This is a genomic window from Halomonas binhaiensis (assembly GCF_008329985.2).
GTDB classification, from domain to species: domain Bacteria; phylum Pseudomonadota; class Gammaproteobacteria; order Pseudomonadales; family Halomonadaceae; genus Halomonas; species Halomonas binhaiensis.
Genome location: NZ_CP038437.2, coordinates 272,412 through 286,718 on the forward strand (window position 1 = coordinate 272,412; position 14,307 = coordinate 286,718).

The 14,307-nt window shown below is 52.2% G+C and carries 10 protein-coding genes; 4 read left to right on the plus strand and 6 right to left on the minus strand.

Annotated features, from left to right (window positions below):
• Positions 1-19: 19 nt before the first annotated feature.
• The 6 genes from rfbB to E4T21_RS01220 form a co-directional block, all read right to left on the minus strand.
• Entirely contained in the window at positions 20-1,108 is a 1,089-nt protein-coding gene (gene rfbB / locus E4T21_RS01195; RefSeq protein ID WP_149282785.1) for a dTDP-glucose 4,6-dehydratase, read from the minus strand.
• 71 nt (positions 1,109-1,179) lie between these two features.
• Positions 1,180-2,298 (minus strand): KpsE/RkpR family capsule polysaccharide export protein, encoded by a 1,119-nt coding sequence (locus E4T21_RS01200; RefSeq protein WP_240349250.1) that lies wholly within the window; start codon positions 2,296-2,298, stop codon positions 1,180-1,182.
• Positions 2,298-3,212, minus strand: a complete 915-nt coding sequence (locus E4T21_RS01205; RefSeq protein ID WP_149282786.1) for an ABC transporter ATP-binding protein — start codon at positions 3,210-3,212, stop codon at positions 2,298-2,300. The genes E4T21_RS01200 and E4T21_RS01205 overlap by 1 nt, the downstream gene beginning before the upstream one ends.
• Entirely contained in the window at positions 3,209-4,027 is an 819-nt protein-coding gene (locus E4T21_RS01210) for an ABC transporter permease (RefSeq protein WP_149282788.1), read from the minus strand. The genes E4T21_RS01205 and E4T21_RS01210 overlap by 4 nt, the downstream gene beginning before the upstream one ends.
• Positions 4,027-5,754, minus strand: a complete 1,728-nt coding sequence (locus E4T21_RS01215; RefSeq protein ID WP_205423436.1) for a polysaccharide biosynthesis/export family protein — start codon at positions 5,752-5,754, stop codon at positions 4,027-4,029. Before E4T21_RS01215 ends, E4T21_RS01210 begins: the two co-directional genes overlap by 1 nt.
• Positions 5,751-6,155 carry a DVU3141 family protein gene (locus E4T21_RS01220; protein ID WP_149282790.1) on the minus strand — a complete coding sequence of 135 codons (405 nt, stop codon included), beginning with the start codon at positions 6,153-6,155 and terminating at the stop codon, positions 5,751-5,753. Before E4T21_RS01220 ends, E4T21_RS01215 begins: the two co-directional genes overlap by 4 nt.
• A 2,771-nt stretch (positions 6,156-8,926) precedes the next feature.
• On the opposite strand from E4T21_RS01220, the gene E4T21_RS01225 reads away from it, so the two are divergent.
• The 4 genes from E4T21_RS01225 (at position 8,927) to E4T21_RS01240 (ending at position 14,299) form a co-directional block, all read left to right on the plus strand.
• Positions 8,927-9,610, plus strand: coding sequence for a response regulator transcription factor (locus E4T21_RS01225; protein WP_149282792.1), 684 nt, complete (start codon positions 8,927-8,929; stop codon positions 9,608-9,610).
• A gap of 620 nt (positions 9,611-10,230) precedes the next feature.
• A complete protein-coding gene (locus tag E4T21_RS01230; RefSeq protein ID WP_187775080.1) occupies positions 10,231-10,758 on the plus strand; it encodes a fimbrial protein in 528 nt (175 codons plus the stop codon).
• A 56-nt stretch (positions 10,759-10,814) separates the two neighbouring features.
• The gene (locus E4T21_RS01235; RefSeq protein ID WP_149282796.1) at positions 10,815-11,579 is read left to right on the plus strand and encodes a fimbria/pilus periplasmic chaperone; all 765 of its coding nucleotides are present in this window, start codon (positions 10,815-10,817) and stop codon (positions 11,577-11,579) included.
• 179 nt (positions 11,580-11,758) lie between these two features.
• Positions 11,759-14,299, plus strand: coding sequence for a fimbria/pilus outer membrane usher protein (locus E4T21_RS01240; RefSeq protein ID WP_205423437.1), 2,541 nt, complete (start codon positions 11,759-11,761; stop codon positions 14,297-14,299).
• Positions 14,300-14,307: the final 8 nt, after the last annotated feature.

Here is a 14,307-nt window from a genome sequence, read left to right on the forward strand (position 1 = left end):
GAGAACCGAGCAAGAAACATCACAGGCTCTGGCCAGTGCCGAGCCTTTCTCCCTGGTAGCTACCGTCGAGCACGCGACGCCACCACGTTTCATTGTTCAAGTACCATTCCACGGTTTTCCGCATGCCGCTCTCGAAGGTTTCCTCCGGGGTCCAGCCCAGCTCTCGCTGTATCTTGCTGGCATCAATGGCATAGCGTACATCATGACCCGGACGGTCTTGTACGTAGGTGATCAGATCAGCGTAATTCTCCACACCCTGGGGTTTGCTGGGCGCCAACTCTTCAAGCAGAGCGCAGAGGGTGTGGACGACTTCAATGTTCTGCTTTTCGTTGTGGCCGCCAATATTGTAGGTCTCCCCAGTGGCTCCCTCGGTAGCGACCTTGATCAGCGCTCGGGCGTGGTCTTCCACATACAGCCAGTCGCGTACCTGCTTGCCATCGCCGTATACCGGAAGTGACTTTCCGGACAAGGCATTGAGAATCATCAAGGGAATCAGTTTTTCAGGGAAATGATAGGGGCCGTAGTTGTTGGAACAATTGGTGACCACCACCGGCAGGCCGTAGGTACGTCCCCAGGCACGAACCAGATGGTCCGAACTGGCCTTGCTGGCAGAGTAGGGAGAGCTTGGGGCGTAAGGGGTGGTTTCAGTGAAAAGGTCTTCTGGACCTTCCAGGTCACCATAGACTTCATCGGTAGAGATATGGTGGAAGCGAAACCCTTTGGCCTTGTCGTCATCGGTTTCCTTCAGCTTGCCCCAATAACCGCGTGCGGCTTCGAGCAACTGATAGGTCCCGATGATGTTGGTCTCGATGAAAGCGGCGGGGCCGTCGATGGAGCGGTCAACATGGCTTTCTGCTGCCAGGTGCATCACCACATCAGGCTGGAACTCGCTGAACAACTGCTGAAGACGTTCGCCATCGCAGATGTCGGCCTGAACGAAGTGGTAATTCGGATTGCCTTCCACTGCTTCGAGAGACTCTGGGTTGCCGGCATAAGTCAGCGTATCGATATTGACGACGCGCACATTCTCTCGTCCAACCAGCTCGCGTACGACGGCAGAGCCGATGAAGCCGGCACCTCCGGTCACAAAAAACGTAGTAGAAGTCACGATCACTCCCTGTGTGATGTCATCAAACGGTTAGCAATTAAAGGTTTCGTTACCGAAGCCAGATAGCCGCTTCAATCCCTGTGGTCACGGACGATCAGGACGAGCATGTTGGCAATGAAGGCGAGGAATATCACCACGATGGCAAATACGCTGGCGTTATACACTCGTCTCGGGCTGGTGGAGTACTCCGGGTAAAGCGGACTTTGCAGCACGCTGACCTGCTTCAGCTTGCGGGCTGCCTCGATGCGGGTTCCTTCCAGGGCTGCAATGGCACTGGAATAGGTTTCCTGGGCAAATTTGGCTTTCAGCTCAAGGGTCTGATATTCCGAGGCGGTACGGTTGAGGGCATCCCCGGTGGCCTGAGCCAGGCGGCCTCTTTCTTGCTCGATCTGGGAGCGTACTGCGGCGATTTCGCTGTTTACCTTGACGACATCGGCAGAACGATCGCTCGAATAACTGGACAAGGCCGAGCGGCGTGCCTGCAGTGAGGCCAACTGGCCTTCCAGGGTGGCCACGACTTGGCTGAGGCTCTCGACAGTACCCGTTGGCGAGACCAGACCATGCTCATTCTGATAGGCAAGCAGCTCATTGCGTGTTTCATCCAGCCGCTCGTTGAGTCGGTCGACCTGAACCTCAAGGAACTTCACTTGCTCTTCGGCAAGGCGCTGGCCCATTTCGTTCATGTGCTGCTCACCGGCTTTCAGCAGCAGCTGGGTCATCTTGTGGGCGAACTCTGGTGTATAGGCCTGGACTTCGATATCCAGTACGCCGGAATACTCGTCCATCTCTATCGAAACCCGCTTGAGGTAGTAGTCGTGCAGGTCCTCGATGGGAGCGTCCTTGTTCCACAGTGTGGAAAAGATGTCCCCGTGTTCGGAGTAGTGCTTGCGAAAGTCCAGTTGCTCCTGTATCTGCTTGAGCATATCGACCGAGAGCAGGTACTCGCGCAAGAGCAACAGGTCACCATTCTGCTGGGATCCTGTCAGCAGGCTTGAGAATGTCAATTCCGGAGTGGCTATCTGTGGTGTCTCAAGCACCACGGTAGCGGTTGATACATAACGATCGTCGGCCCACACCAGCCAATAGAAGCTCACCACAAAAATGGCCAGGGCAGCGACTGCCCAGTGAGGGTAACGTTTCGCCAATGACATCGCTGTTGGTGCAGTTGGATCGGCTGACGTAGTCGGCATTATTCGGTCGTCTCTTTCTGCTGTCGATTCTGGATAGCCACGATCACTGCGTGCCATTTCTCTCTGGCCTCTCGGAAGGCACTGCCATAGGCCTTGCGTTCATCGGGAGGAGTACTGGGTGTCTGGGCGGCTTCCATTTCCTGTTTGGCCTTGTCAAAGGCCGCTCGGCGTTCCTTGCGCAGAGCATGGAGCTGTTGCAGGGTGAGCGAGGAAAGGTCTTCGGGAGGCTCGGCTTTCTTCTCCTCGTCCTGAGGAGGATCGGTATCTACGTGATAGGCGTTGATGGCGTCGCCTATGTCGTCAAACCACTCGGCCTGACCGTCCTTGAGGTAGATGCCTGACTGGCACAGTTCCTTCAGGATGTCTTCGCTGTGGGAGACCATGATCAGGCTGGCCTGGCCAACCTTGTCCTTGAACGCCTTGGTCGCCTTGGCCCTGAACGAGCGATCGCCAACAGCAGTGGCTTCATCGGACAGGTAGACATCGAAGTCGAAGGCAAGTGAAAGGCCGAAGTTGAGGCGAGCCCGCATGCCCGATGAGTAGGTCCTGATAGGTTCATCGAAGGCTGGACCCAGCTCGGCGAAGGCTTCGACCTTGTCGATGATCGACTGGACATCCTGGCGTTCGCCATGCACGCGGGCAACGAACTTGACGTTCTGGCGGCCGGTCATCGATCCCTGAAAACCACCGCTCAGCCCGATCGGCCAGGATACTCGGGCATGACGAGTGATCTGGCCTCTTTCCGGATTATCCATTCCGGCAATCAGACGCAGCAGTGTGGATTTACCTGCTCCATTGCGGCCTACCAGGCCGACGCTGATCCCTTCCGGTATGATCAGGTCGATATCCCTGAGCACCCAGTCACTGCCGTGATGATTGTGGTAGCGCTTGTAGAGGTGGCTGATCTCGATCATTGGGCTTTCAAGCGGTCACGGAAGCGCACATGCAGGATAAGACCCAGGGTCATGATGGCAAGTGTGCACAGCCAGAAGTAGGTCATGCTGGTGCCATGAACCACATGGTAGCCATTGAAGAAGGCGTGACGCAGATTCTCGACCCCATGAACGACAGGGTTGAGCATCAGGTAATCAAGCATCCAGTGAGGGAGCTGGTTCAGCGGGAAAATTACCCCTGAAAGAATGAACAGCGGCAGATTGATCATTCTCACTACCATGCCGACCTCTGTGACCAGCGTGCCCAGCACGGACACTACCAGGCCAAGCGCCAACCCTAGCGACCACATTGACAGCCAGCCTGCCATGGCGGCCATCGCATCATCGGGGAACAAGTCCACGTCGAGCATCGACGCCCCGAGAATGAACAGCATGAAGATGAAGGTGCGCAGCATGCCTTCAAGGAAATTACGCACCAGAACGGGGTCAACAGGCTGCACCTGGCGATAGGCAAACAGTGCCTGGTTGGACTTGATCGCCCCTAGGGCTCGCATCATTCCTTCACGGATGAGAAAGAACCCCATCAAGCCGACGACCATCCATGGGATGAATTCCGCGCCGACGACCATGCGGTCACTTTTGATGAAGCTGCGGATGGAAACCATGATCACGGTGAAGGCCATGGGTTCGGCGATCATCCAGAACCAGCCCATACGATCGGACATAGTGCGCGAAATGGCTTCACGCATGAACATGGCGTACCAGACGCTGTAGGTGACGGCCCAGGCAGAGCGCGTATCTGCGCTGCTGCCTGGGGTGGAACGTGACTCAGGCATCAGATATCCAGAGCGACCTTGGTGGCCACTGCGATTTGATACAGAATCTGAGTAATGCTGGTAGCCAGCTGGAGGTTCTTGGTCGGCACCTCGGGCATGACCAGAATCTCGTCTCCTGGGCGCAGGGTAATATCGTCGACATTACGCACGGCGCCATTCTGGCGTACCACCAGGATGTTCTCGTCGTCGCCACGTTGGGTCAGACCACCAGCGCTGTCGATATAGTCCCAGACATCCTGTCCTTGTTGGTAGACCGTTGCCTGGGGCACCACAACCTCACCACTGATCAGGATGGAGTCTGTGATTTCAGGCAAGGTGATGACGTCGCCGTCTTGCAGGCGAATGTCACTGATACCGTCCTGGTGAGCGACGACTAGTCGACCGCTTGGCTCCAGATTACGGGCTCGCTCGACGAACTTCTGGATCAGTTCCGCCTCGCGAACACGAATCTCGGCTTCTTCGTTGGTCTGGGAAGAGGCCCCTAGATAAGTCGTTTCCAGGCGACGCAGGCTTTCCTGTAGCGCCTCTGCTTGCTGAGCCGCCACGCTCTCACGCTTGATCGAGACACTTTCCACGGCGGTCATGTCTGCGGGTACAGAGATGGAGTCCAGGAACTCGCCAAGACGAGCATCGCGTGGCAGAGCATAACGTGAAGGGCCGAAGTAGCTGCCTTCCAGCGTGACGACAATGCTCTCCGCACGTTGATCTGCGCTGTACAGCACTTCGTCGCCACTCTGCACGTTGACGGAGCTGAACTCGCTCAATGGCATATAGGTGGCAACTGGCCCGGTTGGACGATCTCCACGCAACAGTACATGAGAGACACCACTCTTCAAGCGCGCCAGTTGCGTGACTTCGGCACCTGACAACTGATTACCCAGCAGTTCGTAACGATACTCCCGGTTCACGTCTCCAGTGACCGCAATGGCGGGTCCGCGTTCCTCGACGACGATGGTATCTCCGTCACGGAACTGGAACTGCGGGAGCTGTCCGGTCAGCAGGAAGTCATAGAGATCGATGCGGCCAACTTCGCTGCCGCCTCTCATGACGCGGATATTGCGATAGCTGCCCAGGTCGTTGTCGACGCCCCCGGCCTGATCGAGGAAGTACAGTGCCGAGTCGGAAGGTGTGCCGGAGTAGCGGCCAGGACTCTCCACATAACCGGTCACGAATATGCCAACCGGCTGTACGCCCTGCAGGTTGGTATATACCTCTACATTATCCGGGTAGACACCCTGGATCGCCTGGCGTACACGGGCATCGAGCTCGCCAGGCGTTATTCCTTGCACGGCCAGAGGGCCGATCGACGGGATAAAGATATTGCCCTGTGCATCCACCGGCATTACGCGGTCGAGTTCCACGGCTCCCCAGATCTGTACTGTGACCTGGTCGCCTGGCTTGATGCGGTAAGTGCTGTTCATGCCCTCGGACATGGTGCTTCGGAAACCACCTTCGAAGAGGTTGGAGCCGAAAGGCATCATGGACTCGATATCGGCCTTGGGCTTTTCGCCGACGGGGCCATAGTTGTTGCTTGTCCAGTCGGCACGCGGCGTAGCATCGACCTGCTGCTCTGCCGAGGTCGGCTGAGCCTGTTCGGACTGAGGCAGGATTTCATCTGATTGCGTGATGCTCTGGGCCATTGCCGTTGAGGCAAGCATTCCACAGGTATAAATCGCAGCAAGCGAGGTAGTTCGAAGCGTGCGCTGCAAATTCCAGATCATTCTCATCGTACGCTCTCCGCCCCATTCAACATTGCCGTGACACGACGGTGAGATACCCAGCCTGTCGGTGTTTCACAGGCGACGATGGGCTGGCGTTCACCAGTATTCATGCCTACGACATTAAGGTGGCGACAGGTACGACCGCTGGCCGAGCGATAAGACTGCTCTGCCTGGACCTCGACATTGGCTCCCCATGGGCTGGATGACAGGTTGAGTACCTCATGGGCAGAGGAGCCGGAAAGGAAATTGCTGAGTGCTTCATCCAGGGGGCGGCCCTGCTGCCCTCCAGCAATGATAGAACCAGATGGATTCCCTTGTTGACCAGGGAAGGCACAGCCGCCGAGCAGCAAAGCCAGGAGTCCGGCCCATGCGAGTCGACTAATTTGATCAGACTTATGGTATGGCATGAATCTTCCTGAGTGAACCGACTGGAGCAGGCCCAGGCATCATGCTGCCAGCTTGATGAATGAGCTGCCAGCTTAAAGTGCTAGAAGGAAGCGCTTGAAGGAAAGGAAGGCATGCTCCGGTTTCCTCCGAGCACGCTACCGCCCTGGGATTGACTCCGGGAACTTCCCTTTCCCTTGAATTGCCGTGTCCGTGGCATGTTCGTGTTCTGCACTCCCGAAGAGTAGGCAGAGTGGTTGGCCACGTAGTCTATGAGCTGTGGATATGTCTTTCTAGATATAAAGGCAAAAAAAACGAATGAAAATAGTCGCATTTAAGAGACACTCCGCGGCTATATCGCTGAGTGGTGCTTAAACGCTATTAGAAAGAGTCACAGGACATATCCCGGGCATAGGGTGACTGCAAAATATTACAATTATGTAACGGTGGGAGTATGGGGGTGGTCGACCAATACTATGGTGCCATCATGGTGCAGTATTTGTCGGCCTCACAATGGTGTATCGCATAAAAATTCTTCATAATCAATGCGTTGCAATGTTTGTTTGTGTTGTATTTTTGTTCCTTAAAGTAAGCGGATGAATCTTTATATTATGTTTTTATAACCATTTATTAGCGCGATAAAGAGTAGGGGGAAATTGGTGTCTCTGCAAGGGGAATTGTTCGTTGGGGGAGTTAATTATCTCGTTTTACTTATCTCACGACCAAGGTTTTTAATGGATATTAAAGAGGAAGGGTAGCTTGCAGATATAGCAGGCCATCGTGGATGTCATGGCCTTTGTTTATTTATTTTAATGGAGAGGTTTATATTATATAGATAAGATTTTTATAATATTTTGACATGATTGAAGAAGAGTCATTTATGGATGCTGCATACATTTATGTGTATAGGTTGGCATCATCTATTTGATATATTTTTTCAGTAAAATCAATTTGTTATGTTTTCTTTGCGTTCGATGCTTGTTGTGCCTGTCGGCAAGGAAAGAAGGGCATGTGGCATAGCTAAATCATATAAATTGATATGCTTTTATGATTATTCGATATACAGACTGATGCCCAGTGGCAGGCATGCGGATGATGGGAAGGAGAGGGAGGGAGCTCTGCTGCAGGGAGGACTTAGACCTAAGGATAATAAGAATCTATATCAGCAGAGGTAGAGGGAGTCCGAAAAACAACACCAACATGAGGCATGATAAGCCCGTGGATAGGCGTTGCGATTATTCCTGTCAAATGGACTTTTTGTGACGTTTCTCGCCTTCTGGCTGGCCTGAATAGCTGTCTGCCTGTGTGCAGACGCTTACATAGCGTCATATCACGAATGAGTCTCTATAGGGCGCCATGGTCATAAATGGTGCAGTGCGTCACATGACAGAGTAACGGGTGATGCAAGCCTAACCCTTCTGATCGAGAAACGATGGTAATTGTCTGTATTAAAGGTTTTTTTGGGATATGAGGCAGGCTGTCGTCTGCACGAGGCCAATATTCTGGCAGGATACGAGCTGGAGTGCTTTCACAGGACGTACCTGCTACCTGTAGGCCATTGTTTCCAGATATTACCGACAAGCTGCGCGCGCAGGAGGGTGGATGTCAGTCAGGCGAAAGCCTGAAGATGCATTCAAGTAAACTTAGGTTTTCTGAATCAACGGTCTTTTGACGGCTGTTCGCATGACTATTCATGGACATGAAAACCACAGCCACCTCATCTGGTTCCTCCCCAGGACAGGCCCCTTTCCTACGCTCAGGTGAAGCTTCGATAGCCTTCTTCTTCGCTTCTGTACTGAGTCATGCCATGACGGCAAGTACCTCAGGTGGTGAACCGTGATCCATCGATGGGGTTGTCTCTTGGGAAAACATTTTTAAAGCAGTGGGTTATATGAGTTTTTATGCTTGATGCTTGGATCCTCTCGCTTTCTATTGCTGCCTGGTGTCATGCTTGCATGCAAATGTTGTGCATAAAAATTGACATAGATCACTATGCCGATTTGGAAGTGTGCTCATACTTCGCCTGCCAACTATCTCGAATACCTCTAAGTAAGTAGTGGTAGGTACTCCGCCAGGCCTGCTTAGGTTTCGTGTAGAGACCAATGGCTGGCCTGGTTCTGGGGAATGATATTGCTACCACTTCAACGGTTCATGATGCTTTTCGTTGCAGGCATCTGAACCGTGCCGGCCACAAGCCACCCATGGATGTGTGGTTCATTTATCTCTTTATGTACTCATGGATGGAGTGCTCGGGCTTGCACAAGCGGGGCATTCTTATGCTTGTCTTAGCCTTCGGATAAATACTGAACCGAAATTAGTACGGAGGAAGTGGCGTCTTGATAGTTATAAGCATGAAACATGTATCGAACCAGTGAGTAAGAGCCCCTGCTGTTAAGAGAGTGATATCTCCATGTTGGGCACGGTCTGTGTATGTACATCAGGATCTTGAATAAACGATTTTTAGTGTTTTTCATATCTTTAGTGAATCTGTCTTGGTGGTATCCAATTCGTTGATGTGACTGATCTTGTGTAAAAATTGACATGGATCAATGTTTCAAGCGTGTTGAAATGAACATATGTTTACGTGTTGTTAACAAAGCCTGAAAGGAACGGATGAATAACCCCTGAAGAAATCCATGTTGATGAACGGGGGGCTGGGCGATAAAGATGAGCTTGCAGAAAGAAAAATGGATAGATGCATTGCGTAAGTTTTCTCAGGGACACTCTTGAAAGGGATGTTTTATATTTCTGTATGCGACGGAAATATATAATTTACTTGTTATGAGAATGGTTCATGAGAAGCATAAGGAAGATAGGCAATAACGCTGGTTTTGGAAGAGAGGAAAATAAAGCGACTGCCATTATTGTGGATGATCATCCCGTTGCTCGGTTTTTAGTTAAACATGTGTTGACAGAAGCAGGTGTTGAAGTTGTTTCTGAAGCGAGTAATGGGGAGGACGCCATTCGGCTCGTGGAATATATTCAACCAGACATGGTGATTCTCGATCTCAAACTGCCTGATATGGATGGCTTGACGGCAACCGTGAAGTTACGAGAACAAGAGAATCCTCCTGTGATTTTCATCATGACAGCTCAATCCGTTGAAGCCTATGGTAAACGTTGCCGGGAAGCAGGAGCCTCGGGATTTATCAGCAAAGAGCAGGATGTAGCTGTTTTCGTAGAAGGGATTAAAGCCATTCTGAGAGGCTACACTTTTTTCCCTCAAAATATGGAAAGAGCCTGGGGACATACTAATAGTGGAGAAGAATCCTTGGGCAAGCTTTCAGTGCGGGAAAAAATGGTCATGGACTATATCATTCGAGGAATGAAGAATAAGGATATCTCCGAGTTACTGTCGCTCAGTCCCAAGAGTATCAGCACTTACAAGACCAGAGTATTCAAGAAACTTAAAGTCAATAATGTGATAGAACTAGCCGATGCTGCCCGGAGATATAGCCTTCTTGAGGATAATGAGTGAGGGTTTATATTTATCATCTATAGATGAAATCTGTCATGATGGCATGAGCCATATGTTGAAGATTAATAGCCCTATATCATGTGATGGTAAATATAAAAATTTTTAATCCTATGGTATTGAGCATGTCCTGAAAAATGATTTATGCTCATTGAGTTATATTCATTGCTACGGGATGGCATAGTGAAATTTTTGATACGAATGATTTGTATTTAATTAATGGTTTGTGTCAATGAGTTTATAGTTTTTTATGCAGATCATGACTGCCTGATATTGATGAATCCATGAAATCCACAAGCTCTCTTGTGGGATGTTTCTCTGTACCTCTGTAGGACTATTCCTAGTTTCACATCAAATACCTCTTTCGGGATAAAAATTGACGTAGCTCAATGTAGTTAATTGGATGCATGGTTAGTATTCGTACGCCAGACTTATTGATTCATCTGAAATGACTAGCTGTCAGCTCAGCATTCTGGCGGGTGTTGCATGGAACCAACGAGCCTGAAACACCAATGGTTATATCATTCTAAATTAGTGCAAATGGATTGCTCATAAGATTGATCTTATTTATGAAATTCTTATGGCGCTCACCATGTATTCGCAATTCTGAAAGGGTAATGCAAATGAAGAAGTTTGTTGTAAGCACACTGGCAGGGATGACACTCGCCGCGGCAACGGGCGCAATGGCTGCGGATGGCACCATCACTATCAATGGGCTGGTTGTCGACAGCGCTTGTAATATTGCCATTGATGGCGGAGCAGCAGACGCCACCATTGTGCTGCCGACTGTCTCCAGCAGTTCTCTGGCTGCCGCTGGTGATACTGCTGGCAACACGGCGATCTCCATGAGCCTGAGTGGTTGCCCGACCACTGGTGCTGTGCGCGCATGGTTCGAGCCAACCAATGTGGACATGAGCACTGGCAACTTGCTCAACAACGCCGCGACACCAGCAGAGAATGTTCTGGTCCAGGTGACGGATCAAGCTTCTGGAAACGTGATTGATCTGCGTGACAACACCAATAACCCCTTTGTCAACTTTGCTACTGATGGCAGTGCGACACTGAACTACGCCGCTCAGTACTACGCAACAGGTGCTGCCACCTCGGGCAATGTTGAAACCCAACTGGTCTACACCCTGGACTATCAGTAATGGCCAGCCTGCTGCGATGAGCATCGCAGCAGGCAACCATTGGAAGGAGTGTCCCGATGAAAAACATCATCAGCAGGACCATGAATAAGCTGAGTGCAGGGCTGCTGTGTGCAGCACTGTTGCTGCCCGTATTATTGTTACCCGCAATGGCCCAGGCCGCTATCCAGGTGCAGGGTACAAGATTTATCTATCCTGCCGGGGAGCGGGAGATTACCGTCAACCTGAACAATACCGGCAATCAACCTTCCCTGGTGCAAACATGGTTGGACAGTGGCAATCCCGACTCGCAGCCTGGTGCTGAAAGCCTGCCTTTTGCGATATTGCCTCCTGTGACCAGGGTTGAGGCTCGCCAGGGACAGGCTCTACGTATTGCCTATGTCGGAGCTGGTTTGCCACAGGATCGTGAGTCAGTGTTCTGGCTCAATGTGTTGGATATTCCCCCCGAGGCCAGCAACCAGAAAGGGCAGAATATTCTGCAATTTGCTTTCCGTTCTCGGTTCAAGCTGTTCTTCCGCCCCGATGGGCTGCAAGGGAGGCCGGAAGATGCGGCCAAGGCTGTGTCCTGGAGTCTGGTTCCAGCAAGTGGTGGTTATGCATTAAAAGCAACCAATAGCTCTGCCTATTATGTGAATTTCTCCCGGGTAGAGTTGAATACTGGCGGGCAGCGCTACATTGCTGATGCAGCTCAGGGCATGGTGGCCCCCGGTGCAAGCCAGAACTTCGTATTAAAAGGCATGACAACAGCGGCTGCACGAGGCAGCGTCGAGGCTCAATGGATCAATGATTTTGGTGCCAGTCAGAGCCAGGACTATTCACTGTAGTGTTCTTTGATGTTGGCAGGTTAATTAAAGGAAAAAAGGGAATTCCTGAGTCGAGTGTTGTATCGATCAGGTCTCAATGTTTGCTCACTCGCGGGCTATATATTGACCCTTTTCTTACTTTTATCAAGCGCATCAATTAATTAGATCATAAGATCGTCAATTCTATTATGAAAAGAATATTGCCATATTCCACGGCGATAGGGAGACCTATTGGCCATGGGAAGCTGAGGTTATTCCCTCTGGCACTGGCGGTTGGCCTGGCGCTGGCCACGGGGGCCGCCTGGGCTGCTGCTCCTGATGATAAAGGTAAAGGTGTTGTTACCTTTAATAGCGCCTTTTTGCGAGGCCTGGGGCAGGATATTGATATTTCTCGCTACAGTCAGGCTGGCGCTATTCCATCTGGAAGTTATGACTTGAATGTCCAGATGAATGATGATGCGTACTTGCAGCAGAAGGTGCGTGTCGAGGATACGGAAGAAGGAGAGCCCCGTTTCTGTTTCTCTACGGGTGATGTCATGCGCTGGGGCGCCAAGCTCGATCAACTGCCGGATCAGGCCAAGGTGGAGCAACAGCTGGCAAGTGACTGCATTGTTGCCGAAGAACTGATTCCCGGTGCCAGCTTTCACATGGACCTGGCCAGTCTCAGCGGCACGTTGAGCATTCCCCAGGCGTATGCCGGGCGGGTCAAGCGTGGCTATGTCGATCCCAGTGAATGGAGTCAGGGGATTACCGCCGGCCTGCTTGGCTATCATGCCAATGTCGTGCATAGCGACAATGATGATACGGATAGTACAGATTACAACATCAACCTGAATGCCGGCTTCAATCTGGCAGGTTGGCGCCTGCGCCACAATGGCAACTACTCCGACAGCAGCCTGGATGACGATGGCGGCCACTATAACACCCTGAACACCTATGCCCAGAAGGATGTCGACCGCTGGCAATCCCAACTGACCTTGGGGGAGTACTTCACGCCGGGCAGTGATTTCGACAGCATTCCCTTCACGGGGGTGCAGCTATCCAGTGATGACAGCATGCTGCCAGAGAGCGAGCGGGGATTTGCTCCCGTGATTCGTGGTACCGCGCAAACCAACGCCAAGGTGACGGTACGTCAGAGTGGCAACACGATCTATGAGACCAGTGTGTCACCTGGGGTATTTATCATTGATGACCTCTACGCCACAGGTTATGCCGGGGATCTGGAGGTGACGGTCACCGAAGCCGATGGTAGCGAGCACAGCTTTACCGTACCTTTCGCTTCGGTGGTGCAGATGCTGCGCCCTGGTGCTTCGCGCTTCAACCTGGCTGGCGGTCGCTATCGTGATGACAACCTGGAGGACGATCTCTGGTTTACCCAGGCCTCCTATCGTCGTGGCATCAATAATGCCCTGACCTTGTATGGCGGCAGCATTCTTGCTGAGGACTACCGCTCGGGCTTGGCTGGTGTCGCAGTAGGGACGTCGTTAGGGGCGGTTGCCTTGGATGTCACTCTGTCCCAGGCCGAGAATCTGCCAGATAGCCAGGATGACGATAGCATGAGTGGCAGCAGTTACCGTCTCAGTTACAGCAAGCGCCTGGTTGCCACCGGTACCAATTTTGCGTTGGCTGCTTACCGCTATTCCACTGAGGACTTTCTCAGTTTTGCTGACTATGCCCGCCTGCGTGAGGGAGATATGGACTCTTCCTCGCTGCGCGAACGCAATCGTTTTCAGTTGAATATCAGCCAGCCGCTTGGTAGGGCGGGCGACCTGAATGTCTCTGGTATTACGCGTAACTATTGGGATGAGCGTTCCAGTACTACTACCTTCCAAGTGGGTTACAACAAGAGTTTCCGTTGGGGCAGTCTGGGGCTCACTGCCAGCCGGGACCTGCAGGATGACGAAGCTCGTAACACCTATATGGCGACGGCATCGATTCCCATCGGCAGTGGTGCACGCCGTCCCACCTGGACGACCAGTCTGACCCAGGATGGCGAGGGTAGCGGCCTGGCACGTACCCAATTGTCGGGTGTCGCTGGCGAGAATAATCAGATGGGTTATGGCGTTTATGCCAGCTACGCCAACGACGATGATCGCCAAGGGCTGGGAGGTAACCTGAGCTATCGTACAGGTATGGCGCAGCTAGGTGCCACTTACAGTCAGGATGGAGATTATCGCCAGTATTCGGCCAATGCGAGCGGTACCTTGGTGGCCCATTCCGGTGGCCTCGTCTTCAGCCCGGACCGCAGCGAAACCATGGCGCTAGTGGTAGCGGAGGGCGCGTCAGGCGCTTCTCTGAATCAGGGAACGGGCAATCGACTGGATAGTGATGGAGAGGCCATTCGCGCGGGCCTGACTCCATACCGTTACAACAGTGTCGGCATTGACCCCAAGGGGTTGCCGACGGATGTGGAACTGAATGCTGCGATGCAGCAGGTCGCGCCTCGGCGCGGAGCAGTCGTACGGCTCGATTTTGCGACCACCCAGGGCAAGCCATTATTGCTCCGGATACAGAACGGAGACGTTCCTTTCGGTGCAGAAGTGCTCGATGAAGAAGGCAAGAATGTCTCGCTGGTTGGCCAAGGCGGCATGATCTTTATTCGTGGCGAATACCCAGAGCTCAAGGTTGTCTGGGGCCGAGGCAATGCAAATTCCTGTTATCTGATTTATTCAGTGCCGAAAGATGACCGCAATATGCCCTATCCCCAGGTAGAGGCCCAGTGTTTGCCTGTGTCCGCTTGATCTTCGGC

What these genes read in the sequence shown, in the direction of transcription:
- E4T21_RS01200 (WP_240349250.1), bottom strand. Translation starts at nt 2,298, where the DNA reads ATGCCGACTACGTCAGCCGATCCAACTGCACCAACAGCGATGTCATTG.
- E4T21_RS01205 (WP_149282786.1), bottom strand. Translation starts at nt 3,212, where the DNA reads ATGATCGAGATCAGCCACCTCTACAAGCGCTACCACAATCATCACGGC.
- E4T21_RS01210 (WP_149282788.1), bottom strand. Translation starts at nt 4,027, where the DNA reads ATGCCTGAGTCACGTTCCACCCCAGGCAGCAGCGCAGATACGCGCTCT.
- E4T21_RS01215 (WP_205423436.1), bottom strand. Translation starts at nt 5,754, where the DNA reads ATGAGAATGATCTGGAATTTGCAGCGCACGCTTCGAACTACCTCGCTT.
- E4T21_RS01220 (WP_149282790.1), bottom strand. Translation starts at nt 6,155, where the DNA reads ATGCCATACCATAAGTCTGATCAAATTAGTCGACTCGCATGGGCCGGA.
- E4T21_RS01225 (WP_149282792.1), top strand. Translation starts at nt 8,927, where the DNA reads ATGAGAAGCATAAGGAAGATAGGCAATAACGCTGGTTTTGGAAGAGAG.
- E4T21_RS01230 (WP_187775080.1), top strand. Translation starts at nt 10,231, where the DNA reads ATGAAGAAGTTTGTTGTAAGCACACTGGCAGGGATGACACTCGCCGCG.
- E4T21_RS01235 (WP_149282796.1), top strand. Translation starts at nt 10,815, where the DNA reads ATGAAAAACATCATCAGCAGGACCATGAATAAGCTGAGTGCAGGGCTG.